General features: G+C 54.0%; 20 protein-coding genes. 11 read left to right on the forward strand and 9 right to left on the reverse strand.

What is annotated here, in order from left to right:
* Positions 1-68 precede the first annotated feature (68 nt).
* Together ACMHLI_RS16330 and ACMHLI_RS16335 are read right to left on the reverse strand one after the other, a co-directional pair.
* Positions 69-374 (reverse strand): putative quinol monooxygenase, encoded by a 306-nt coding sequence (locus tag ACMHLI_RS16330; protein WP_413530368.1) that lies wholly within the window; start codon positions 372-374, stop codon positions 69-71.
* Between the two features lie 31 nt (positions 375-405).
* Positions 406-993 (reverse strand): NAD(P)H-dependent oxidoreductase, encoded by a 588-nt coding sequence (locus ACMHLI_RS16335; RefSeq protein ID WP_413530369.1) that lies wholly within the window; start codon positions 991-993, stop codon positions 406-408.
* Positions 994-1,316: 323 nt separating this feature from the next.
* Between ACMHLI_RS16335 and parC the strand changes: the two genes are divergently transcribed.
* The 3 genes from parC to ftsP all read left to right on the forward strand — a co-directional run bounded on the left by parC (position 1,317) and on the right by ftsP (position 6,036).
* Complete coding sequence (parC, locus tag ACMHLI_RS16340) at positions 1,317-3,590, forward strand: DNA topoisomerase IV subunit A (RefSeq protein ID WP_413530370.1); 2,274 nt, start codon at positions 1,317-1,319, stop codon at positions 3,588-3,590.
* A 217-nt stretch (positions 3,591-3,807) separates the two neighbouring features.
* Positions 3,808-4,545: a 1-acylglycerol-3-phosphate O-acyltransferase gene (locus ACMHLI_RS16345; protein ID WP_413530371.1), complete on the forward strand. Its 738-nt coding sequence runs from the start codon at positions 3,808-3,810 to the stop codon at positions 4,543-4,545.
* 75 nt (positions 4,546-4,620) lie between these two features.
* Entirely contained in the window at positions 4,621-6,036 is a 1,416-nt protein-coding gene (ftsP, locus tag ACMHLI_RS16350; protein WP_413530372.1) for a cell division protein FtsP, read from the forward strand.
* Positions 6,037-6,102: 66 nt separating this feature from the next.
* Here the strand turns inward: ftsP and dkgA are convergent, their stop codons facing one another.
* Positions 6,103-6,927, reverse strand: coding sequence for a 2,5-didehydrogluconate reductase DkgA (gene dkgA / locus ACMHLI_RS16355; RefSeq protein WP_413530373.1), 825 nt, complete (start codon positions 6,925-6,927; stop codon positions 6,103-6,105).
* Between the two features lie 301 nt (positions 6,928-7,228).
* Between dkgA and ACMHLI_RS16360 the strand changes: the two genes are divergently transcribed.
* Positions 7,229-8,170, forward strand: coding sequence for an AraC family transcriptional regulator (locus ACMHLI_RS16360; protein WP_413530417.1), 942 nt, complete (start codon positions 7,229-7,231; stop codon positions 8,168-8,170).
* 27 nt (positions 8,171-8,197) lie between these two features.
* Here the strand turns inward: ACMHLI_RS16360 and ACMHLI_RS16365 are convergent, their stop codons facing one another.
* The 5 genes from ACMHLI_RS16365 to ACMHLI_RS16385 form a co-directional block, all read right to left on the reverse strand.
* Positions 8,198-8,857, reverse strand: coding sequence for a DedA family protein (locus tag ACMHLI_RS16365; protein WP_413530374.1), 660 nt, complete (start codon positions 8,855-8,857; stop codon positions 8,198-8,200).
* Between the two features lie 226 nt (positions 8,858-9,083).
* On the reverse strand, positions 9,084-10,277 hold the full coding sequence (gene metC / locus ACMHLI_RS16370; protein ID WP_413530375.1) for a cystathionine beta-lyase: 1,194 nt from the start codon (positions 10,275-10,277) through the stop codon (positions 9,084-9,086).
* A 181-nt stretch (positions 10,278-10,458) separates the two neighbouring features.
* On the reverse strand, positions 10,459-11,751 hold the full coding sequence (locus tag ACMHLI_RS16375) for a TRAP transporter large permease (RefSeq protein ID WP_413530376.1): 1,293 nt from the start codon (positions 11,749-11,751) through the stop codon (positions 10,459-10,461).
* Positions 11,752-11,764: 13 nt separating this feature from the next.
* A complete protein-coding gene (locus ACMHLI_RS16380) occupies positions 11,765-12,277 on the reverse strand; it encodes a TRAP transporter small permease (RefSeq protein WP_413530377.1) in 513 nt (170 codons plus the stop codon).
* Positions 12,278-12,338: 61 nt separating this feature from the next.
* Positions 12,339-13,316: a TRAP transporter substrate-binding protein gene (locus tag ACMHLI_RS16385; RefSeq protein ID WP_413530378.1), complete on the reverse strand. Its 978-nt coding sequence runs from the start codon at positions 13,314-13,316 to the stop codon at positions 12,339-12,341.
* A 522-nt stretch (positions 13,317-13,838) separates the two neighbouring features.
* On the opposite strand from ACMHLI_RS16385, the gene exbB reads away from it, so the two are divergent.
* A complete protein-coding gene (gene exbB, locus ACMHLI_RS16390; protein ID WP_413530379.1) occupies positions 13,839-14,744 on the forward strand; it encodes a tol-pal system-associated acyl-CoA thioesterase in 906 nt (301 codons plus the stop codon).
* Positions 14,745-14,753: 9 nt separating this feature from the next.
* Positions 14,754-15,188: a TonB system transport protein ExbD gene (exbD, locus tag ACMHLI_RS16395; RefSeq protein ID WP_413530380.1), complete on the forward strand. Its 435-nt coding sequence runs from the start codon at positions 14,754-14,756 to the stop codon at positions 15,186-15,188.
* 72 nt (positions 15,189-15,260) lie between these two features.
* On the opposite strand, the gene garD is transcribed toward exbD, so the two are convergent.
* On the reverse strand, positions 15,261-16,832 hold the full coding sequence (gene garD / locus ACMHLI_RS16400) for a galactarate dehydratase (RefSeq protein ID WP_413530381.1): 1,572 nt from the start codon (positions 16,830-16,832) through the stop codon (positions 15,261-15,263).
* Between the two features lie 539 nt (positions 16,833-17,371).
* On the opposite strand from garD, the gene ACMHLI_RS16405 reads away from it, so the two are divergent.
* The 5 genes from ACMHLI_RS16405 (at position 17,372) to ACMHLI_RS16425 (ending at position 23,168) form a co-directional block, all read left to right on the forward strand.
* Positions 17,372-18,718 (forward strand): MFS transporter, encoded by a 1,347-nt coding sequence (locus tag ACMHLI_RS16405; protein WP_413530382.1) that lies wholly within the window; start codon positions 17,372-17,374, stop codon positions 18,716-18,718.
* Positions 18,719-18,772: 54 nt separating this feature from the next.
* Positions 18,773-19,543, forward strand: a complete 771-nt coding sequence (garL, locus tag ACMHLI_RS16410; protein ID WP_413530383.1) for a 2-dehydro-3-deoxyglucarate aldolase — start codon at positions 18,773-18,775, stop codon at positions 19,541-19,543.
* A gap of 26 nt (positions 19,544-19,569) precedes the next feature.
* Positions 19,570-20,460 (forward strand): 2-hydroxy-3-oxopropionate reductase, encoded by an 891-nt coding sequence (gene garR, locus ACMHLI_RS16415; protein ID WP_413530418.1) that lies wholly within the window; start codon positions 19,570-19,572, stop codon positions 20,458-20,460.
* A gap of 121 nt (positions 20,461-20,581) precedes the next feature.
* A complete protein-coding gene (locus tag ACMHLI_RS16420; RefSeq protein ID WP_413530384.1) occupies positions 20,582-21,721 on the forward strand; it encodes a glycerate kinase in 1,140 nt (379 codons plus the stop codon).
* Positions 21,722-21,860: 139 nt separating this feature from the next.
* Positions 21,861-23,168: an amino acid deaminase gene (locus tag ACMHLI_RS16425; protein ID WP_413530385.1), complete on the forward strand. Its 1,308-nt coding sequence runs from the start codon at positions 21,861-21,863 to the stop codon at positions 23,166-23,168.
* Positions 23,169-23,212 lie beyond the last annotated feature (44 nt).

Raw genomic sequence — 23,212 nt, forward strand, 5'->3', positions numbered from 1 at the left:
CGCCATAAAAAAATGCCGGACGCTTTGCAGCGCCGGCATTTTTGTTTTAAACGAAGTCAGATTTAGGATCAGGCTTTTTCGATAATATGGATCACCACATCCAGCACGTCGGCTTTGATGTTTTCACGGTGCTTGTCCATGTGCGGTGCCTGCTGATGCGCTTCGAGATGCGCCAGGCTTTCCCAGTCTTCCAGCATGAAAATGGAATCAGGAACGGTTTTACGCCACGGGATCTGGCCGTTGAAATCAATGTAAGGCTCATAGCGGTGGCAGCCTTTCTCTTCGAGAACGCTTGGCAGCAGCGCGGTAATTTTTTCCATGACCGCATCGCGGCGGCCCGGTCTTACTTTGATTTCGGCGATAACAGTTATCATAACTACCTCATTACACGAATGACTTTTTACCTTAGGCCTGACCGAACACATTTTCAAGGTGCGCGCGGTAACGGGCGAAATCACCTTCGATATCAGGCTGCTTAATCACGTCGTTACACATGAAGGTCGGCAGTGTGTCCAGACCGATGAACTGGTTGGCTTTATGCTGTGCCAGATAGACACCGTCAACGCCCACGCCGTGGAAGAACTGCTCTTTATCCTCGAACGCCTCCAGTGGCGCATTCCAGGTCACGGAAAGCATGTAACATTTGCCCTGCAACAGGCCGCCGGAACCGTATTTTTTTGCACCGTCTGAACGGGTACGGCCATCGCTGGCGTAGAGTTTACCGTGGCCTTCGGTGAAGATTTCATCGATGTACTTTTTCAGCGTCCACGGCATGCCCATCCACCAGCCCGGTTGCTGATAAATGATGGCATCGGCCCACAGGTAGCTGTCGATTTCGGTCTGAACGTCGTAACCCTCTTCAAGTACGGTCACGCGTACGTCATGCCCGGCATCGCGCAGGAAGCTGGACGCGACGTCGGTCAGGCTATTGTTCAGTGCGCCTTTTGAGTGGGCAAAGGTTTTGCCGGCGTTAATAATCAGGATGTTGCTCATGGGGTTTCCTTAAAATGAATTCTGGCTGTCAGGCTGTTGTCACATAGTGTACTGAACTCTGCATCGCGAAAAAATGTGATATTGCGCACAAGACTATTGACCCAGATGCAATAATCGCCCGATTTGCCCGACAAATTCGCCAGTTCGGCCGGCTAAAACTGGTTAAAAACAACGCATAAACACAGCAACTGTGACAGGAATACGGCAGATGATGTACTATCGCGGACATCATTGCCTCGCGGCGGGTGCCTTTGCGCGCCTGCGGGGGCAAGCTTCCTTAATTTCCAAAACGATAACGCCACGGGTCTGAGGATTAAACATCAATGAGCGAAATGACTCATGACGGAACAGAGCGTTTAGCACTGCACACGTTTACTGAGAACGCCTATCTCAACTATTCCATGTACGTCATCATGGACCGCGCGCTGCCGTTTATCGGTGACGGCCTGAAGCCGGTACAACGCCGTATTATTTATGCGATGTCCGAACTCGGCCTGAGTAATAACGCTAAATTCAAGAAATCCGCACGTACCGTCGGTGACGTGCTGGGTAAATACCATCCGCACGGCGATAGCGCCTGCTACGAAGCCATGGTGCTGATGGCGCAGCCCTTCTCTTACCGTTATCCGCTGGTTGACGGGCAGGGGAACTGGGGTGCACCGGATGACCCGAAATCCTTCGCCGCGATGCGTTACACCGAATCGCGCCTGTCGAAATATGCCGAAGTGCTGCTGCGCGAGCTCGGTCAGGGTACGGTGGATTATGTCCCGAACTTTGACGGCACCATGCAGGAGCCGAAAATGCTGCCTGCGCGCCTGCCCAACATTCTGCTAAACGGCACTACCGGCATCGCCGTGGGTATGGCGACGGATATTCCGCCGCATAACATCCGTGAAGTTGCCGCGGCTGCCGTTGCGCTGTTGGAAAAACCGGGCAGTTCGCTCGATGATCTGTTGGAATTCGTGCAGGGGCCAGACTTCCCGACCGAAGCCGAAATCATCACGCCGCGCAGCGAAATCCGCAAAATGTACGAATCGGGCAAAGGCTCGGTGCGCATGCGTGCGGTCTGGCACAAAGAAGATGGCAGTGCGGTGATCACCGCGTTGCCGCATCAGGTCTCCGGTGCGAAAGTGCTGGAGCAAATCGCCAGCCAGATGCGTGCCAAAAAGCTGCCGATGGTCGAAGATCTTCGTGACGAATCCGATCACGAAAATCCGACCCGCCTGGTGGTGGTGCCGCGATCCAATCGTATCGATCTCGATCAGGTCATGAATCACCTGTTCGTAACCACCGATCTGGAACGCAGCTACCGTATCAACATGAACATGATCGGGCTGGATCACCGTCCGCAGGTCAAAGGGCTGGTGGAGATCCTCACCGAGTGGCTGGCCTACCGCCGCGATACCGTGCGCCGCCGCCTGAATTTCCGCCTCGATAAAGTTCTGAAACGTCTGCATATTCTCGAAGGTTTGCTGATAGCCTTCCTGAACATTGATGAAGTTATTCACATCATCCGTACTGAAGATGAACCAAAGCCTGTGCTGATGCAGCGTTTTGAGCTGTCTGATACGCAGGCCGAAGCGATCCTTGAGTTGAAATTACGCCATTTGGCTAAACTCGAAGAAACCAAAATTCGCGGTGAGCAGGATGAGCTGGCGAAAGAGCGCGATCAGTTACAGGCATTGCTGGGCTCAGAACGTAAACTCAGCACGCTTATCCGTAAAGAAATTCAGGCCGATGCTGAATCCTTTGGCGATGACCGTCGCTCGCCAATCATTGAGCGTGAAGAAGCTAAAGCGATGAGCGAGCACGACTTCGTGCCATCCGAACCGGTGACTATCGTACTGTCTGAATCTGGCTGGGTGCGCAGCGCCAAAGGCCACGATATTGATGCCTCCGGTTTAAGCTATAAAGCCGGTGACAGCTTCCGTGCCGCCGCCAAAGGTAAAAGCAATCAGCCGGTGGTGTTTATCGACTCCACCGGGCGCAGTTACGCGCTGGATCCGATGACGTTGCCTTCCGCGCGCGGGCAGGGCGAGCCGCTGACGGGTAAGCTTACGCCACCGCCGGGTGCGACCATTGAACATGTGATCATGGCACAGGACGAGCAGAAACTGCTGATGGCTTCCGATGCCGGTTACGGTTTCGTGTGTACCTTCAACGATTTAGTGGCGCGTAACCGTGCCGGTAAAGCGATGATTACCTTGCCGGAAAATGCCAAAGCCTTTGCACCCATTGAGCTTAATGGTGCGGATGATATGCTGCTTTCCGTGACCGCCGCTGGCCGTATGCTGTTGTTCCCGGTGGCGGATTTGCCGCAACTGTCGAAAGGCAAGGGTAACAAAATTGTTTCAATCCCTTCGGCGCAGGCCGCTTCCGGTGAAGATAAACTCGCCTGGTTGCTGGTTCTGCCGCCGCAGACGTCGATCACCCTGCACGTTGGTAAGCGCAAACTGCTGTTGCGTCCTGAAGATTTGCAGAAGTTTCGTGCGGAACGCGGGCGCAAGGGAACTCTTCTGCCACGCGGCCTGCAACGGATCGATCGCGTCGAAGTGGATGCGCCTGCCCGCAGTAAAGGCGGCGACAGCGAAGAATAACGCGCTGACTCAACGGCACGGACAGGGCACATTTGTGCCCTGTCTACGTTCTGGCGTTCACCTGTTGTTTGAGACTGTTGTGCAGTGCAAAGATTTTACATTTGTATAAACAAAACCGTTGTATAGCGTCGAATCAGGCTTGAGAATAGTTCGGCGCACAGGGATCACAACTGCACAGGTTTCTTACCGGCTTCGGCTGTAGTTTTAAGAGGATGTTATGTTATTTATTTTACGACTGATAATCGTGGTGATTTACTCGATTCTGGTAAGTTTTTTTGGCTGTATCTATTGTCTGTTCAGCCCGCGTAATCCGAAACATGTGGCGACTTTCGGAAAGTTATTTGGAAATCTGGCCCCGGTGTTTGGCCTGACCGTTGAAAAGCGTATTCCCGCTGAGGCGCCGAACAACGGTAAATGCATTTACATCGCCAACCATCAAAACAATTACGATATGGTGACCGCCTCGTCGGTTGTCATGCCCGGTACCGTCACCGTCGGTAAAAAAAGCCTGGTCTGGATCCCGTTTTTTGGTCAGCTTTACTGGCTTACCGGCAACTTGCTGATTGACCGTAACAACCGCGCGAAAGCCCACGGGACGATTTCGCAGGTTGTGAGCCAGATTAAGAAAAAGAACCTGTCGATCTGGATGTTCCCTGAAGGAACGCGCAGCCGCGGTCGTGGCCTGATGCCGTTTAAAACGGGCGCTTTCCACGCAGCGATTTCAGCCGGGGTGCCTATCGTGCCAATTTGCGTCTCAAACACCAATGGCAAAGTGAAACTCAACCGCTGGTCCAACGGCCACGTGATTGTTGAGATGCTGCCGCCTGTTGATACAACCGGCTACACGAAAGATCGTTTGCGCGAATTATCTGAACACTGTCACAAGCTGATGGCGGATAAAATTGCCGAGCTGGATGCCGAAGTGGCGCTGCGCGAAGCTGCAGAAAAAAAATAAAAATCATTACATACCCCATTAAAACCCGCTGCCATTGATGGCGACGGGGCCTACTTTTGTTTTCATGGAGAAGATATGTCACTCAGTCGTCGCTCGTTCCTGCAAGCCTCCGGCGTAGCTCTTGCCGCAGGTGCTCTGCCATTGAAAGCAGAAGCGAGTGGTTCGCAACCGGCCTTGCCTGTTCCGCCGCTGCTAGAATCGCGTCGCGGGCAACCCCTGTTCCTCACGTTGCAATCCGCCCACTGGTCGTTCCTCGGCGGTGCCAAAGCGCCTGTCTGGGGCATCAACGGCATGTATCTCGGACCGACGGTGAAAGTGCACAGTGGGGATGACGTGAAGCTGATTTACAGCAACCGTCTGACAGAACCGGTGTCGATGACCATCAGCGGTTTGCTGGAACCGGGCACACTGACCGGCGGTGGCGCACGCATGATGTCACCTGGCGTTGACTGGTCGCCGGTATTGCCTATCCGCCAGCCAGCGGCGACGTGCTGGTATCACGCCAATACGCCAAACCGCATGGGACCTCACGTCTATAACGGGCTGGCAGGAATGTGGATTGTCGAGGATGAAATCAGCAAAAATCTGCCGTTGCCGAATCATTACGGCGTCGATGATTTCCCGCTGATCATTCAGGACAAACGTCTGGACGGTTTTGGTGTGCCGCAATACGACACACCCGCGTCGGGCGGCTTCTTCGGCGATACCATGCTGGTGAATGGGGTGCAAAGCCCGTTCGTCGAAGTCTCACGCGGCTGGGTACGTTTGCGTTTACTGAATGCGTCCAATGCGCGTCGTTACGAGCTGAGCATGAGCGACGGTCGCCCGTTCCACGTAGTGGCTTCCGATCTCGGCTTCCTGCCTGCGCCGATGACCGTGCAGCGCTTATCCCTTGCCCCCGGCGAGCGCCGCGAAGTGCTGGTGGATATGTCCCAGGGTGAAGAAGTATCGATTACCGCCGGTGAAGCGGCGGGCGTGATGGAGCGCCTGCGCGGGCTGTTTGAGCCATCGAGCATTCTGGTATCCACGCTGGTGCTGACGCTCAAACCGACGGGGCTGCTGCCGCTGGTAACGGACAATCTGCCGATGCGTTTACTGGCTGATCAAATTCTTTCCGGCAACGTGATCCGCACCCGTGACCTGCGCCTCGGTGACAGTCAGCCGGGCGTGAACGGTGCGATGTGGGACATCAACCGTATTGACCTCACGGCTCAGCAGGGGACGTGGGAGCGCTGGACAATACACGCGGACATGCCACAGTCGTTCCATGCGGAGGGCGTGTCTTTCCTGGTGAAAAGTGTCAACGGTGCCGCGCCGCTGGTGGAAGACGCCGGATTCAAAGATACGGTCTGGGTCGATGGCGAAGTGGAGCTACTGGTGTATTTCAACCAGCCGTCGTACGAGCATTTCCCGTTTGTGTATCGCAGCGGCGCGCTGGAACTGGCGGATCGCGGTTCAGCGGGCAATATGCTGGTTCAGCCGTCGATGTAACGATTGTGATAGCCAAAAAACAAAACCCGCCGAGGCGGGTTTTTTAGTTTTCAGAACACAGCAGGATTACAGCCCTTTTTCAGGATCTGGCCCCAGACGGTGCTCTTTATCCAGTTTGGTCACTTCCGCCAGCTCTTCCTTTTCCAGTTTAAAATCAAACACGTCGAAGTTTTCGCGGATGCGTTTTGGTGTGACAGATTTCGGGATAACGATCAGCCCGTTATCCAGATGCCAGCGGATCACGATCTGCGCCGGCGTTTTATCGTATTTATCCGCCAGTTTCTGAATCAGCGGCTGATCGAAAACGCCTTCGCCACCTTGTGCGAGAGGGCTCCAGGATTCGGTGGCGATATTGTGCGTGGCATTCCAGGAATGCAGCTGACGCTGTTGCATCAGCGGGTGCAGCTCAATCTGGTTCACCACCGGGAAAATCCCGGTTTCATCTTTCAGTTTCTGTAAATGGGCGAGCGGGAAGTTACACACGCCGACGCTTTTCGCCAGACCCTCTTCTTTCAGCTTCAGCAGGGCTTTCCATGCTTCAACATAATTGCCCTGTTGCGGTTGCGGCCAGTGGATCAGGTACAGATCGACATAATCGGTTTGCAGTTTTTTAAGGCTGGTTTCCAGCGCTTGCGGTGCATTCAGCTGATCGTCATTCCACAGTTTGGTGGTGATGAACAACTCTTCACGAGGAACGAGGTTAGCGGCAATCGCTTCGCCAACGCCTTCCTCATTCTTGTAAATGGCGGCGGTATCGATATGACGATAACCGGTTTCGATGGCGGTTTTTACCGCCGCGGTAGCATCCTGATTACTGGCTTTCCATACGCCAAGTCCTAACTGAGGCATCAGGTTGCCATCGTGAAGTTTTATGATGGGTTGAGTTGCCATGAGTTTCTCCTAATGGGCGGACCTTAATTGACATCGTGCCCGCTGAAATACGCAGGCACAGACAGAAATGGGGCTTTAGCCTGAGACTAAGTCTAGTTAACGAAACGGCATCTTGCTGAGCAAGCTACTGATTTTATTTTCAACTAGCCGATCAAATGACGGTTTTTACTGTACGTCCAAACTGCCGCCCGGGAGATGCTCAATCCTGCTTAAGGTTTGCCTGTTTCTGCTTGTCTCTGTAGAAAAGATGGCGGATATGGCACTATTAATGCCGGTTTATCGGAAACGGGATGAAGATAATATGGAAAACGTGGACAGCTTATGTGCCCGTATGTCGGCACGCGTCGCGCAGCTGAGCGGTGACAAAATACTCAGTAAATCGGCGGTGCCTCAAGTCACGCTGATGTACACCACGCAGTACCATGCGCGCCAGCCGGTGCTCTATAACCCCGGCGTGGTGATCCTGTTTCAGGGAAGCAAAGTCGGCTATCTCGGCAAAAAAACCTTCTCCTACGATCCACATAATTACCTGATGCTGACGGTGCCGCTGCCTTTCGAATGCGAAACCTTCGGCAGTCCGGAACAGCCGATGGCCGGTATTCAGATCAGTATTGATAACCTGATGTTGCAGGATTTACTGATGGATATAGGCGATGAGGCGATGGCGCATCAGCGCGAGTCTTCCACAGGGATTAATTCCGGTGTTTTAGATGATGACATCCTGTGTGCGACCGAACGTCTGCTGGATGTGATGGATAAACCGCTGCACGCCCGTGTACTTGGGCCGAAAATCATCCGCGAGATTTTGTTCTTCATTCTGACCAGCGAAAATGGCGGGGCATTGCAGGCTCTGGTGAACCGCCATACGCACTTCAGCCAGATCACCAAATCCTTGCGCCGCATTGAAGCTCAGTATGCCGATAATCTCAGCGTCGAAATTCTGGCGAGTGAAGTGAATATGAGCGTTTCGGCGTTTCATCACAATTTCAAAGCCGTGACCAGCACGTCTCCGTTGCAATACCTGAAAACCTATCGTCTGCATAAAGCGCGCATGATGATGATTTATGACGGAATAAAAGCCAGTTCGGCGGCATTACAGGTGGGTTACGAAAGCGCGTCGCAGTTCAGCCGCGAGTTTAAGCGTTACTTTGGTGTAACCCCGAGCGACGAAATTGCGCGCCTGAGGGAAGGCCATTTCGGTGCAGTGGCCGTCGCCGACGCGTCATTTAAAGCAGTATTCTAGCCGGTGATAATAGAGAACTGAGTTGCCTCAGGCGTGGGCTTTGCGGTTTTTCCACAGCACCACGAGACCGCCTGCGAGGCCAATCACCAATAGCAGCACCGGTAAAATCATCAGCCCGGCCATGACCTGATCTTCATGACGTTTCACCAGAGGAATGTGGCTCATGGCAAAGCCCAGCGTAATCACCACACCTACCCACAGGATGGCGCTCAGCCAGTTAAAGAACTGGAAACGCGCGTTATTCAGACCGGAGATCCCGGCCATGGTCGGCAGCAGCGTGCGTACAAACGCCAAAAAACGGCCCGCCAACAGCGCCATCAAACCGTGCTCAGTGAACATCCGGTGGGCTCGCTGATGATAATGCGCCGGTAGCTGCAACAGCCAGCCTTTCACCACGCGTGTATGACCAAGCCATCGCCCCTGAATATAGCTCAGCCAGCAGCCTAGGCTGGCTGCGATCACCAGAATAATCAGCGTCGGGAAAAAGCTCATTACACCTTTGGCGATGAGCGCACCGGTCAGCAGCAGCAGGCTGTCGCCGGGCAAGAAAGAGGCTGGAAGCAATCCGTTTTCAAGGAACAGCGTAGTGAACAGGACAGCGTAAATAACCCAAAGCAAATTGGGGTCGGCGAGCATAGTAAAATCATGCCGCCAGAGTGCATGAAAAATGTCGCAAATCACTGCCATATTCTGTCCTGTTGCTGTTCGTGTACCGTACGTAAAGATCGTTATCGCTTACAGTGTACCGTGGATCCCGTTCTGAGACGTTGATCTGAGGCTACTTCAAAAAATCTCATGCCCTGAGATTGATTCATCAGGGCTATGAGTAGAGCTTACAGATTATTCTCATTATACGAATGAAAATCCGACAGATACCTTAACGATCTGCGCAGTCTGTCGCAATCCCTGTGTCTCAGACGGTGGCAATCCGTTCAAATGCCGCAGTCAGATCGGCGATCAAATCATCACAGTGCTCAAGACCGATATGCAGGCGCACCAGCGTACCGATGAAATCGACGGTTTCTGCCGGGCGGATGGCCTGAATTTCTTCCGGCTGATTGGCCAGAACCAGCGATTCAAACCCGCCCCAGGAATACGCCATGCTGAAATGTTCGAAGTGATCGAGATAGTCTGAAAGCTGTTGTTTGCTCAGGCGCTGTTTCAGTACGAACGAGAACAGGCCGCAGCTGCCGGTAAAATCACGTTTCCAGAACTCATGGCCTTTGCTGCCCGCCAATGCCGGATGATTCACCACGGCGACTTCCGGACGCGTCGCCAGCCACTGCGCGATATGCAGACTGCTTTCTGCATGCTGCTTCAGGCGAATGCCCATGGTGCGTAAACCGCGACTGGCGACGTAAGCCGTATCGGCGTCGACCATTTGCCCCATCAGATAGGAATGCTCGCGCAGCTGCTCCCAGCAACGTGCGTTGGAAACCGCGGTGCCGATCATTGCATCGGAATGCCCGACGATATATTTGGTGCCTGCCTGAATCGAAATATCGATATCAAACTCCAGCGCCTTAAACAGAATGCCCGCCGCCCAGGTATTGTCGATCATGACGACGACGTCCGGGGACACCGCACGCACCGCTTTGACCATCGCCGGAATATCCGGCACTTCCATAGTGATCGAGCCCGGTGATTCGAGGAACACGACTTTAGTGTTGGGTTGCATCAGCGCTCCCAACCCGGCGCCGATGTCTGATGGGAAGTAGGTGGTTGAAACACCCAGTTTTTTCAGCACTTTTTCACAAAAATCCTGCGTTGGCTCGTAAGAAGAACCGGCCACCAGAATGTGGTCACCGGCGCTGACAAACGACAGCACCGCATTGCTGACCGCCGCCGCACCACACGGATAGAGCGCGCAGCCCGCGCCACCTTCCAGCTCGACCATCGCTTCCTGTAATGAGAAATGCGTCAGGGTGCCGCGGCGGCCGTAAAACAGCTCGCCGTTGGCGCGATTGGCGGTGGCGTATTTTTTCTCAGCCACCGTTTCAAATACCAGCGATGACGCGCGCTGGATCACCGCATTCACTGAACCCTGCGTGAATTTCTTGTCCCGCCCGGCGCTGACCAGCGCGGTTTCAATTTTCTTAGACGACATAATCCGTATTTCACCCTGATTGATTTTGGAGAGCGGCGCGCTGACGCGTCGGCTGATATGTCTTTAACTTAACATGAGGAATTTCAGGGATCTGTCTTTTGCCCGGTGAATGAAAAAATTTCAGACAAAAAAAAGCCCGTTCGCAGAACGGGCAGAGGAGAAACAAGGCACAAAGGAAAAGTTAACCCGTATAAACACCAAACAATTTGGGCAGGAATAGCGAAATCTCAGGAACATAGGTCACCAGCATCAGCACTACAAACAGCACGCAGTAGAACGGCAACATGGCTTTGACGACTTTCTCGATGCTCTGCTTACTGACTGCGCTGGCAACAAACAGCACCGAACCGACCGGCGGCGTAATCAGCCCGATCCCCAGGTTGACCAGCATGATCATCCCAAAATGTACCGGATCGATGCCGAGCGATAACACCACCGGCAGCAGCACTGGTGTCAGGATCAGGATGATCGGCGCCATGTCCATCAGTGTGCCGATCAGCAACAGCATGACGTTGATACACATGAGGATCACGTACTTATTATCAGAGATCGAGGTGAAGAACTCGGTGATCCGCATAGGCAACTGCATATAGGTCATCACCGCGCCGAAGCTGGCGGCAAAGCCAATCAGGATCATGACGATGCTGACCGTTTTGACCGTGCGGTACATCAATTTTGGCAGCTCGTTCCACTTGTAATCGCGGTAGATAAACATGGTGACGAAGAATGACCACAGGCAGGCGATAGCGGCGGATTCGGTCGCGGTGAAAATCCCGCTAAGAATACCGCCCATGATGATGACCACTGTCATCAGCCCCCACAGCGTGTCGATGAAAATCTTCAGCGCCTGGCGGAACGGCACGCGCTCGCCTTTCGGATAACCGCGCTGATGGGCAAACACTACGCACATCACCATCAGCGTCAGGCTGAGCAGCAAACCGGGCAGAATACCGGCGATGAACAACGCGGCTATTGAGACCGTACCTCCGGTCGCCAGCGAGTAAATCACTGAGTTATGGCTCGGCGGCGTCAGGATCGCCTGCACCGAACCGCTGGCGGTGACCGCAGCGGCGAAATCGCGCGGGTACCCTTTTTTCTCCATTTCCGGGATCATCACCGAACCGATCGACGCGGTATCTGCCACTGACGAGCCGGAGATCGCACCGAAAAACGTCGAAGCAACAATGTTGACCAGCGACAGTCCGCCGCGAATAAACCCGACAAAGATGTAGGCAAAACTCACCAGCCTGCGGGCGATGCCACCTTCGGCCATGATTGCGCCCGCCAGAATAAAGAACGGGATCGCCAAAAGTGAAAACTTGTTTACGCCGTTGGTCAGCTGGATCATCAGCGCCTCAAACGGCAGGTCGATCCACCAGGCACCGGCCAGCGCGCTGAGGCCGACGGCGTACGCTACCGGCACGCCGATAGCCAGCATCACCCCCAGCGTTAATAATAAAATGAGTGCGTCCATAAACGTCTCCGGGTCAGGCGTCGGAATTGCCCAGTATCACTACCGGGCGCTGATGCTGCGGTCCGGCGATGATCTGCTCAATGATAAATAAAATTGTCAGGGCGGATCCTATCGGCAGCGGCAGATAGGTTTCACCGGCGGTCAGCAGTGGGAACTCCGCTACCGGTTGTGTCCAGAGCTCGCTGCACAGATGCATGCTGTACCAGAAGATGAAAATACTGATGGCCAGCATCATCAGGTCAGACAGCAGCGCTGAGAACTTTTTCAGGGCAGGGGGCAGACGGTCGGTGACCATCGCCACCACGATGTGAGAGCCAGCGCGGTAGCTGACAGCAGCGCCGATAAAGGTGAACGTCACCATGCACATGATGGCGACCGGTTCAGGCCACGACAGTGCGCTGTTCATAACGTAACGTGCGAAGATCCCGATGGGGATCACTGCCACCATCAGCAATAGCGCAATCCCGGCGAGCCACATTGCAGCGCGGTAAAGGATGTCCATCAGGGTGTGATATCCGGAAATCATTAGGCTTCCCCCGGTGAGTGTCGGAAAAGGGCAGCGGTCGCTGCCCGAGCAGAGACAGTGTTTACTGAACGTCAGCGATTTGCTGCATCAGCTCTTTATGGTCTTTGCCGAACTCATCGCGCACGGACTGTGTGGCTTGCACATAAGTCGCCGGATCGATTTCGTAGAATTTCACGCCACCCGCTTTCATCGTGGCGAGGGCTTTCTCGTTATAGGCTTTCCACAGCTCGCGCTGCTCATCCTGCGCTTCTTTCGACAGTTTGAGGATCAACTGCTGGTCTTCAGGTTTCAGCTTGTCCCACTTCACTTTCGAGTACAGGAACAGCTCAGGGATAATGAAGTGGCGGCTGTAAGTATAATTCTTCACTACTGGCAGATAGTTGTGCGCGACGAACGTCGGCGGATTATTTTCGGTACCGTCGATCACGCCGGTTTGCATTCCGCTGAACACCTCACTGACGCCCATCGCCACCGGATTCGCCCCCATAGCTTTCAACGTGGCCAGTGCAATCGGGCTGCCCTGAACGCGGATCTTCATTCCTTTAAGATCTTCTGGTTTTACTACCGGCTCTTTGGTGATCAGATTACGCGTACCGCCGTCCATCCAGCCGAGGAACACCAGACGCGAATTCGGGTTGTTAGTGATTTTGTCTCCGATCTCTTTGCCAATCTGACCATCAAGCACTTTGTGCATGTGGTCTTCATCACGGAAAATATAGGGCAGGGTGAACACGTTAATTTCCGGCAGTATCGAGGCAACCGGCGTCATTGACACACGAATGATATCCAGCGCGCCGAGCTGGGCCTGCTCGATTTCCTGCTTTTCATCGCCCAGCACGCCGCCGGGGAAGGTTTTGATTTCAAGACGTCCGTCGGTTTGCTCTTTCAGCTTCTCGCCCATGTGCTGGACAGCAACCACGTTTGGGTAGCCCTGCGGATGCACATCGGCGGCTTTCAGCGTTTGTGCCGACAGGCCGGAGGTAAATAACAGGGTGGCGGAACTCAGGCAAAGGCTGAGAAGTGCTTTTTGCATTTTCATCAGTTTGTCTCCAGGGGTAGTCGATAATGAAATGAAAAGGTAGGGCGAAATTGAACCGGTCTTGCACAAAGAAATTAGCCGGTTCTACATGAGAATCTTTTAAAACATCTTGTAAATGAGTGAGATACTGGACATGCCGGTGTAAGGTCTTTGCCCGTGATAATCACCTTACCTTATTTATAACTGTTGGGTATTTGAGCGTTATCACAAACTCGCAACAAATGTAAAATACCGTTACTTAATATTTAAAACGTTGTTTTGTCTTTGGTAATTACAGGCAGATGATTGATTTAGTGCGGGATTATTTGCAAAAGTGTGACGCAGATTAAACTGCTTATCTATTGACCAAAGGGTCAAAACCTTGTCATCCGTCAAGGACACTGGCGGCGTCAGACGCGACAATGTAAATAATAATGAGAACGACTATCAATTAGGCCTTTTTATTTGATATAATTCGGCGTTATTTAACCCATATACACTGATTCTGGCTGGAGGCGACGCGTGAAAACGGCTCGCAATAAAATGAAAAAAACGACCTCTGTATTGATGTCGTTAATGTTGGTCGCTGGTTTAAGCGGCAACGCAACGGCAGCGCCTGCGACGCCGGCGGCGAACGCCGTCACTTCTGAGAACACGCAACCTGCGCCTGCTGCGGCTGACACAACGCCAGCACCTGTCATGCAACCTGCGTCGACCGAAGCTCCCGTCATTCCAACCGATTTGTCTGTATTAGGTATGTACCATCACGCTGATGTGGTGGTGAAAACCGTCATGATTGGCCTGCTGCTGGCGTCCGTGGTCACCTGGGCTTTGCTGTTCAGCAAAGGTTCGGAAGTGTTCAGCGCCAAACGTCGTATGCGCCGTGAGTTTGACGCACTGTCTTCCGTGCGTACGCTGGACGAAGCCGCTGAGCAGGCTGAAAGCTTCGCCGCCAGCAGCATCAGCGCGCAGATGATCCGCGATGCGCAGAACGAACTCGAGCTGTCTGCCGGTTCTACCGACAATAACGGCATCAAAGAACGTACCGGCTTCCGCCTTGAGCGCCGCGTCGGCGCTGCCGGTCGTCACATGGGCCGTGGCAACGGGATCCTCGCCACCATCGGCGCGATTTCTCCGTTCGTTGGCCTGTTCGGCACTGTCTGGGGCATCATGAACAGCTTCATCGGTATCGCACAAACCCAAACCACTAACCTGGCCGTTGTTGCGCCGGGTATCGCAGAAGCACTGCTGGCGACAGCTGTGGGCCTGGTGGCCGCAATTCCTGCTGTGGTTATCTACAATATTTTCGCCCGTACCATTACGTCTTACCGCCATCAGGTAGGTGACGTGGCGGCGCAGATTATCCTGTTACAGGGCCGCGATTTGGATCTGGCTGCCAGCGAAGGCGATGCGCCGCGCGGTCAGACAGGTCAGTTACGCGTAGGATAAGAACAGATTATGGCTATTCGGTTAAACGACGATATCGACGAAAGCGGTGAAATGCATGACATCAACGTCACGCCTTTTATTGACGTCATGCTGGTGCTGCTGATCATCTTCATGGTTGCCGCGCCGCTGGCCACCGTAGATGTACGGGTAGATTTACCGGCTTCTACGGCTAAAGCACAGCCGCGTCCGGAAAAACCAATCTTCCTGACGGTGAAATCCGACAAGCAGCTGTACCTCGGCGACAGCCCGGTCAACAGCGACAACCTGACGGCCATGCTTGATCAGCGTACTCAGGGCAACAAACAAAGTACGATTTTCTTCCGTGCAGATAAGACTGTGGATTACGAAACGCTGATGAACGTAATGGATAACCTGCGTAAAGCCGGTTACCTGAAAGTTGGGCTGGTCGGTGCAGAACAGACCGGCGCAGCCGCCGCGAAGTAAGCGTTTATCTGCGGTGAAGTCCTAAAGAAAAGGCCAGCGTTTGCTGGCCTTTTTGCATGTTGGGTATGTGAATCAGGTCACCGGTGCCGGGTTAAACACTGCCAGTGCATTGTGAATGCCCCAGGTGTCTGACCAGGTTTTCTTGCGGCCGCTGGCGATATCTAAAATGAAGTGGAACAGCTCCCAGCCGACGTCTTCGATAGTCGCATCGCCCGTGGCGATGGTACCGGCGTTGATGTCCATCAGGTCATGCCAGCGATTGGCCAGCGTAGTGCGGGTTGCCATTTTGATTACCGGCACGGCCAGCAGGCCATAAGGCGTACCGCGCCCGGTGGTAAAGACCTGAACGGTAATACCTGAAGCCAGTTGCTGCGTGCCGCAGACAAAATCACTGGCGGGCGTCGCGGCGAAGATCAGCCCCTTTTTGGTCGGACGCTGTCCCGGTGACAACACTTCTGAAATCGCACTGGTGCCAGATTTCGCAATCGAGCCAAGCGCTTTTTCTACTACGTTCGCCAGTCCACCTTTCTTGTTGCCCGGCGACGGGTTGGCGCTGCGATCGGTTTGCCCGAGCGACAGATAATTATCGTACCAGGCCATCTCTTCCAGCAGCCGTTTACCGACGCTAACATCCGCTGCACGCGGAGTGAGCAGGTGGATCGCGTCGCGTACTTCGGTCACTTCGGAGAACATTACCGTGCCACCGCAGCGGACCAGCAGATCCGAGGCGAAGCCGACCGCCGGGTTGGCGGTCACGCCGGAGAAAGCATCGCTGCCGCCACACTGCATACCGACCACCAGATCTGACGCCGGACAGGTTTCACGCTGACGGCGGTTCAGGCGTTCGAGATGGAACTGTGCGACGGTGAGAATATCGTCAACCATCGACTGAAAACCGACGTGCTGTTCATCCTGTAAACGGACGATGTGAGTATCGTCGAGCGAGATGGCCTGCACGTCTGGTGTGCCTTCCAACAGACGTTCCGGCTGTAGTTTCTCGCAGCCCAAACCGACCACCATCACCTCACCGCCAAAGTTCGGGTTGAGCGCCAGATTGTGGATGGTGCGGATTGGCACGACCGCTGCCGGTGCGTTGATAGCCACGCCGCAGCCGTACAAATGGTTCAGCGCGACCACGCCATCAACGTTGGGGAATTTCGGCAGTAAATCACGTTCGATGATTTTCACCACGTAATCAACCACGCCCGCTACGCAATGCACGCTGGTGGTAATACCGAGCAGGTTTTTGGTGCCCACACTGCCATCTTCGTTGCGATAGCCTTCAAACGTGTAGCCTTCAAGCGGCGGTAAGGCCGGGGGAACGCGTGTCGCCAGCGGCAGGCTGGCGAGCTCCGGTGCAACGGGCAGTTCGACCAGCGATTCGTCAATCCAGCTGCCTTGCGAAATTTCCCGCACGGCATAACCGATCACTTCACCATAACGAATAATATCGCCGCCTTTGGCAATCGGTTCTAAAGCCACTTTATGGCCTTGCGGAATATGCTCAATTAATTCCAGACCATTTGAAAATCGGGTGCCGGCTTTTAAGCCGTTATCGTTCACAATAATGGCAACGTTATCGCTTTCATGAACTTTAATGAAAAGTGCGTCGGTTGCATGCTCTTTATCTTTATTACGTGACATAACTGTCTCCGCGTTTATTAAACATCCCGAAAAAAGATCCTTCGGTTAATTCTCTGAAGTTGTCGCGTACAAATGTTAACGTTTTGTCTTTCCGGCATTACAGGGTATGCCCCCATTATAAAGCAGCTGTCCGGGAACCTCATTGTGCAACTGACCAGCTTTTCGCTCGCGGAACGTCATTCTGTGTGGCAGGTGACAGAATAGATGTGACGGATATCACCCTTTGTTTTGCAGGCTTTCAGAACCCGTGTGAACTGTGATTATCCTCCCATCACGATGTGTGGATGCAAAAGAATAATCGTTATCTTACGGTGTATTCTTGGGCGAATGCACAGTGTTATTTCCGCCCTCGTTTTTTATACTGTGTTTGCCCTCTGAAGGTCGCGTTGAAAGCAATACAGGTAAATTTCAGGCATGGATAAATTACGATGAAATGCCTGTCTCATATAAAGGAAGCCAGCAGGTGATGCGAAAAAAAGTTATTTCGATAACTGTAATTTCCCTGCGATTTTTTCCGTACTAGTAAAATGAGGGTCACCATGAGCGTTCATTCCCAGTCCCGAGTACTGGCGCAAAGTAAGACGCGAACACATATTCGCTATTATATTTTGCTGATTATTTTTCTTATCACGGCGGTGAATTATGCCGATCGTGCAACGCTTTCCATTGCCGGTACTGAGGTCGCGCGTGAGCTGGGCCTGGATGCCGCTGATATGGGGCAAATCTTCGCCGCGTTCGGCTGGGCTTATCTCATCATGCAACTGCCCGGCGGCTGGCTGCTGGACCGTTTCGGTTCCAAAAAAGTTTACTCCTACAGCCTGTTTTTCTGGTCACTGTTCACGTTGTTGCAGGGCTTTGTTGGCTGGTTCCCGCTGGCATACGGCGCGCTGACGCTGTTTATGCTGCGTTTTATGCTCGGTTTTTCTGAAGCCCCTTCTTTCCCGGCGAACGCCCGCATCGTGGCTGCCTGGTTCCCGACCAAAGAGCGCGGTACCGCCTCGGCGATTTTTAACTCCGCACAATATTTCTCGCTCGCGCTGTTCTCCCCGCTGCTCGGCTGGCTGACCTACGCCTGGGGCTGGGAACATGTCTTCATCGTGATGGGAGTGCTCGGTTTTGTGCTAACGCTGGTGTGGATCAAGTTCATCCATAACCCGCCGGAACATCCGGGAATTTCTAAAAGCGAGCTGGAATTTCTGAAAGACGGTGGTGCCGTGGTGGATATCGACCACAAGAAAACCGACGGCACGCAAGGTGGCCCGAAATGGAGTTACGTGCGCCAGATGCTGAGTAACCGCATGATGTTAGGGATCTTCTTCGGTCAGTACTTCATTAACAGTATTACGTGGTTCTTCCTGACCTGGTTCCCCATTTATCTGGTCCAGGAAAAAGGGATGTCTATTCTTAAAGTCGGGATGATTGCAGCAATCCCCGCGCTGTGCGGCTTTGCCGGTGGCGTGCTGGGCGGCGTGTTCTCCGACTATCTGCTTAAACGCGGTTTCTCACTGACCGTGGCGCGTAAAATTCCGATTGTCCTGGGCATGCTCTTAGCCACCAGCATCATTTTATGTAATTACACGGATAACAACGCACTGGTTGTGACCCTGATGGCACTGGCGTTCTTCGGCAAAGGTTTCGGTGCGCTGGGCTGGCCGGTCATTGCCGACACCGCGCCGAAAGAAGTCATCGGACTGTGCGGCGGTATCTTCAACGTCTTTGGCAACGTGGCTTCTATCGTAACGCCGCTGGTTATCGGTTATATCGTCAAAGGTCTGCATTCTTTCAACATGGCACTGATTTTCGTCGGCTGCTCTGCGCTGATGGCGATGCTGTGTTACCTGCTGGTTGTCGGTGAGATCAAACGTCTCGAACTTAAGAAAAGCTAATTTGCGATGGCGGGTTGAAGAAAACTCCACGTCCGCCCTATAACGAGGTCATCTATGAGTAATCAAATGATTCCAAACCGGTTTCGTCAGGATTTATTGCAAGGCAAAACGCTGATCGGCTGTTGGGCCGCCTTGTGCAACCCGATTGCCACGGAAGTACTGGGGGTCGCAGGTTTTGACTGGCTGCTGCTTGACGGCGAACACGCACCGAATGACATCAGCACCTTTGTGCCGCAGCTAATGGCGCTCAAAGGCAGCAAAAGCGCGCCGGTTGTACGCCCGCCGTTCAATGAACCGGTGGTGATTAAACGTCTGCTGGATATTGGTTTTTACAACTTCCTCATTCCCTTCGTCGAAACGCAGGAGCAGGCCGAGCGCGCCGTAGCCTCCACGCGTTATCCGCCGGCAGGGATCCGCGGCGTGTCCGTGTCGCACCGCAGCAATATGTTTGGCACCGTGCCGGATTACTTCACCAGCATCAACGACAACATCACGGTGATGGTGCAAATCGAGAGCCAGCAGGGCGTCGATAACCTTGATGCGATTGCCGCCACCGAGGGTATCGACGGTATTTTTGTCGGCCCAAGCGATCTGGCCGCAGGCATGGGACATCTTGGCAACGCCGGACACCCGCAAGTTCAGGCGGCTATCCGCCACATCTTTGACCGTGCAAAAGCACACGGAAAATCCAGCGGCATTCTGGCACCGGTTGAAGCCGATGCACGCCGCTATATGGAATGGGGCGCGACCTTTGTGGCGGTCGGCAGTGATTTAGGCATTTATCGCGCAGGTACGCAGGCGCTGTGTGATCGCTTCACTAAGTGATCTCATCACATCAATACTCTGAGGATATCCGAATGAAAATTGGCTTTATTGGTTTAGGCATCATGGGCAAGCCTATGAGCAAAAACCTGCTCAAAGCAGGCTATGAGCTGGTGGTTATGGACCGCAATCCCGATACCGTGGGCGAAATTGTCGCACTGGGCGCAACCGCCGCCGACACGCCGAAAGCGGTCGCTGAGCAGTCTGATGTGATTATTACCATGCTGCCTAACTCACCGCAGGTCAAAGAAGTGGCGCTGGGCGAAAATGGCCTGATTGAAGGTGCGCGTCCGGGCACAATTTTTATCGACATGAGTTCTATCGCCCCGCTGGCCAGCCGTGAAATCAGTGAAGCGCTGGCAGCCAAAGAGATTGCCATGCTCGACGCACCCGTCTCCGGCGGCGAACCGAAAGCCATTGACGGCACGATGTCAGTAATGGTCGGCGGCGACAAAGCCGTGTTCGATAAATGTTATGAAATCATGAAATCGATGGCCGGCTCCGTAGTGCATACCGGTGATATCGGTGCGGGGAATGTTACCAAGTTGGCGAATCAGGTCATTGTGGCGCTGAACATTGCGGCAATGTCCGAAGCGCTGGTGCTGGCAACCAAAGCGGGTGTAGATCCTAACCTTGTTTTCCAGGCCATCCGTGGCGGGCTGGCAGGTAGTACCGTGCTTGAAGCCAAAGCGCCGATGGTGATGGATCGCAACTTCAAACCGGGATTCCGTATTGATTTGCACATTAAAGATTTAGCCAATGCACTCGACACTTCTCACGGCGTGGGTGCGCAACTGCCTCTGACCTCGCTGGTCATGGAAATGATGCAGGCATTGAAAGCGGATGGTCACGGGCAATCTGACCACAGCGCCATTGCACGCTATTATGAAAACTTAGCGAAGGTTGAAGTTACCCGTTAGTCAAAGGGGGTGGCGCGGCCCGATGCGTAGTAAATCGCGCCGCGTAGCCTTTTGGCAGAATGCAAAACTGACAGGACGCTTTTCCACAACGGCGCGTGCAGTTTATGAAGGTAATGACTTTATGAAAATAGTGATCGCACCGGATTCATACAAAGAAAGTTTGTCTGCATTGGATGTGGCGAAGGCCATCGAAAGTGGATTTCGTGAGATTTTCCCTGACGCGGAGTATATCAAACTGCCAGTCGCCGACGGCGGCGAAGGCACGGTGGAAGCGATGGTGGCAGCCACCGGCGGACGCGTGGTGAAAGTGAATGTGACCGGGCCTTTAGGCACACCACTTGAAGCCTTCTTCGGGCTTTCCGGCGACGAGAAAATCGCGTTCATCGAAATGGCCGCCGCCAGCGGGCTGGAAAGTGTACCGGCAGCGCAGCGTAATCCGCTGAAAACCACCTCTTACGGCACGGGCGAGCTGATCCGCTCCGCGCTCGACCACGGCGTAAAACACTGCATCATCGGCATCGGCGGCAGTGCGACCAATGACGGCGGGGCCGGCATGATGCAGGCGCTGGGCGCGAAGTTGCTGACCAAAGAGGGCCAGTCCATTGGTCAGGGCGGCGGGGAGCTGGAAAAGCTGCATCACATCGATATCAGCGGGCTGGATCCTCGAGTCAAAACATGCCGCTTCGAAGTGGCCTGTGACGTGACCAATCCGCTGACCGGAAAAGACGGCGCTTCCGCCATCTTTGGCCCGCAAAAAGGTGCAACGCCCGAGATGATTGAGCAGCTCGACGGCTATCTGCATCATTACGCAAAAGTGATCAAACAGGATCTGGGCATTGACGTTGAGCATGTGCCCGGCGCAGGTGCAGCGGGTGGCATGGGCGCGGCGTTATACGGATTCTGCGGCGCGGAACTGCGTCAGGGCATTGAGATCGTCACCGATGCGCTGGGGCTGGATGCGCTGGTCAAAGACGCGACGCTGGTGATCACTGGCGAAGGGCGTATCGACAGCCAGAGCATCAACGGCAAGGTGCCGATTGGCGTGGCGCGGGTCGCCAAGCGTTACAACAAACCGGTGATTGGCATTGCGGGCAGTCTGACTAAAGACGTGGATGTGGTTTACGCTCACGGGCTGGATGCGGTTTTCAGCGTGCTCTACAGTGTGTGTACGCTGGACGACGCCCTTAAAAATGCCGCAGATAATTTGCGTAAGTCAGCACGGAATATTGCCGCGACCATTAAGTTATCGCAAAAGCTCTGAGAAAGTATTCACGGCAAGAATCAGCAACAATACGTCATTAAAAAACCGGTGTTCAGGCCCAGCCTGCACCGGTTTTTGTATTTTATTCCCGACGATTTTACGTTAGTTTTTAGAATCAAATCGCAACGGGAACCTCGCCATGTCAGAGATTGATTTTTCGCAGCAGCCGGTCAATACACAAACCAAAGGATTAGGTGCCATCAGTGCAGATTCACGCATGGGGGATATCCGCCAGCAGGGCTGGAATATTCTGCGCGAGGACGTCAGCCTGCCGGTAGCGGTACTGCTTGAAGAGCGAATCGAACACAATCTTGCGTGGATGCGTGAATTTATTCAGCGCTATCGGCTGAAACTCGCGCCGCATGGCAAAACCACCATGAGCCCTGAGTTGTACCAGATGCAGCTGGAGTTCGGCGCGTGGGGTATCACGCTGGCGACCGCGCCACAGGTTAATGTGGCGTTCCAGCATGGTGTGCGCAAAGTGATTATGGCGAACCAGCTGATCGGCAAAGGCAGCATGGCGATCATCGCCGGATTATTGCGTGAGGATCCTGAATTTGAATTTTCCTGCATCATCGATTCTGCCGATAACGTGGATGCCCTCGGCCACTATTTTGCCAGCCAGCAACTGACACTGCGCGTCATGTTCGAATACGGCATTCAGGGCGGTCGCACCGGTATCCGCACCGGCGAGCAGGAGGCGGAAGTGCTGGCGGCCGTGAAGCGCTGGCCGCAGTCGCTGGCGCTGGTGGGCGTTGAGCTTTATGAGGGTGTCAGTAATGACGAAGCAGCGATCCGCGCCTTCCTGCGTCACGTTGTCGCGCGTACCGAAGCGCTGGCGCAGGCAGGTGAATTCGCTGAACCGCAGGTGATGTTGACCGGCGCAGGATCTGCGTGGTTTGACGTGGTGGCGGAAGAGCTGACACGTGAAGATCCTCATCTGGACAGTGATAAACGCTACCGGCTTGACGTTATCCTGCGCTCCGGCTGCTATGTCACGCACGATGTTGGTGCGTATCAGGTCGCGCTGGAGCGGATGCAAACCAGCAATCCGGTGGCGCGTGAAATGAACAGCAGCTTACAACCCGCGCTGCAGGTCTGGGCGGCGGTGCAGTCTTTGCCGGAGCCGGGCAGGGCGATCATCGCCTTCGGCAAGCGTGATGCCGGTTACGATGCCGGATACCCGAAAGCCGCCGGTCATTTCCGCCCGCGCAGCGCCACGCAGGCAGGTTACACCACCGTTGTGCCCGCGCCCGATGACTGGAAGGTTTACGCGATGATGGATCAGCATGCGTTTATGTCGATCCCGGAAAATGCAGATCTGAAAGTTGGCGATATGCTGGTGTTCGATATCTGCCATCCGTGCCTGACCTTTGATAAATGGCGCCAGCTGCTGCTGGTGAACGAACAATGGGATGTGACCGGGGCTGTGACAACCTGGTTTTAACCGGCATTTTTAACGCGTAAAAACGCCCGGTTAAAGCCGGGCGT

The sequence above is a fragment of the Rahnella inusitata genome, from assembly GCF_965118895.1.
Taxonomy (GTDB): Bacteria; Pseudomonadota; Gammaproteobacteria; order Enterobacterales; family Enterobacteriaceae; genus Rahnella; species Rahnella inusitata_A.

Excerpts from the sequence above, each read along its gene's own strand:
- ftsP (WP_413530372.1), top strand. The coding sequence starts at position 4,621 with ATGTCACTCAGTCGTCGCTCGTTCCTGCAAGCCTCCGGCGTAGCTCTT.
- garD (WP_413530381.1), bottom strand. The coding sequence starts at position 16,832 with ATGTCACGTAATAAAGATAAAGAGCATGCAACCGACGCACTTTTCATT.
- ACMHLI_RS16360 (WP_413530417.1), top strand. The coding sequence starts at position 7,229 with ATGGAAAACGTGGACAGCTTATGTGCCCGTATGTCGGCACGCGTCGCG.
- ACMHLI_RS16420 (WP_413530384.1), top strand. The coding sequence starts at position 20,582 with ATGAAAATAGTGATCGCACCGGATTCATACAAAGAAAGTTTGTCTGCA.
- ACMHLI_RS16330 (WP_413530368.1), bottom strand. The coding sequence starts at position 374 with ATGATAACTGTTATCGCCGAAATCAAAGTAAGACCGGGCCGCCGCGAT.
- ACMHLI_RS16385 (WP_413530378.1), bottom strand. The coding sequence starts at position 13,316 with ATGAAAATGCAAAAAGCACTTCTCAGCCTTTGCCTGAGTTCCGCCACC.
- ACMHLI_RS16425 (WP_413530385.1), top strand. The coding sequence starts at position 21,861 with ATGTCAGAGATTGATTTTTCGCAGCAGCCGGTCAATACACAAACCAAA.
- ACMHLI_RS16375 (WP_413530376.1), bottom strand. The coding sequence starts at position 11,751 with ATGGACGCACTCATTTTATTATTAACGCTGGGGGTGATGCTGGCTATC.
- parC (WP_413530370.1), top strand. The coding sequence starts at position 1,317 with ATGAGCGAAATGACTCATGACGGAACAGAGCGTTTAGCACTGCACACG.
- ACMHLI_RS16365 (WP_413530374.1), bottom strand. The coding sequence starts at position 8,857 with ATGGCAGTGATTTGCGACATTTTTCATGCACTCTGGCGGCATGATTTT.
- ACMHLI_RS16380 (WP_413530377.1), bottom strand. The coding sequence starts at position 12,277 with ATGATTTCCGGATATCACACCCTGATGGACATCCTTTACCGCGCTGCA.
- garL (WP_413530383.1), top strand. The coding sequence starts at position 18,773 with ATGAGTAATCAAATGATTCCAAACCGGTTTCGTCAGGATTTATTGCAA.
- ACMHLI_RS16405 (WP_413530382.1), top strand. The coding sequence starts at position 17,372 with ATGAGCGTTCATTCCCAGTCCCGAGTACTGGCGCAAAGTAAGACGCGA.
- ACMHLI_RS16345 (WP_413530371.1), top strand. The coding sequence starts at position 3,808 with ATGTTATTTATTTTACGACTGATAATCGTGGTGATTTACTCGATTCTG.
- exbB (WP_413530379.1), top strand. The coding sequence starts at position 13,839 with ATGAAAAAAACGACCTCTGTATTGATGTCGTTAATGTTGGTCGCTGGT.
- ACMHLI_RS16335 (WP_413530369.1), bottom strand. The coding sequence starts at position 993 with ATGAGCAACATCCTGATTATTAACGCCGGCAAAACCTTTGCCCACTCA.
- exbD (WP_413530380.1), top strand. The coding sequence starts at position 14,754 with ATGGCTATTCGGTTAAACGACGATATCGACGAAAGCGGTGAAATGCAT.
- metC (WP_413530375.1), bottom strand. The coding sequence starts at position 10,277 with ATGTCGTCTAAGAAAATTGAAACCGCGCTGGTCAGCGCCGGGCGGGAC.
- dkgA (WP_413530373.1), bottom strand. The coding sequence starts at position 6,927 with ATGGCAACTCAACCCATCATAAAACTTCACGATGGCAACCTGATGCCT.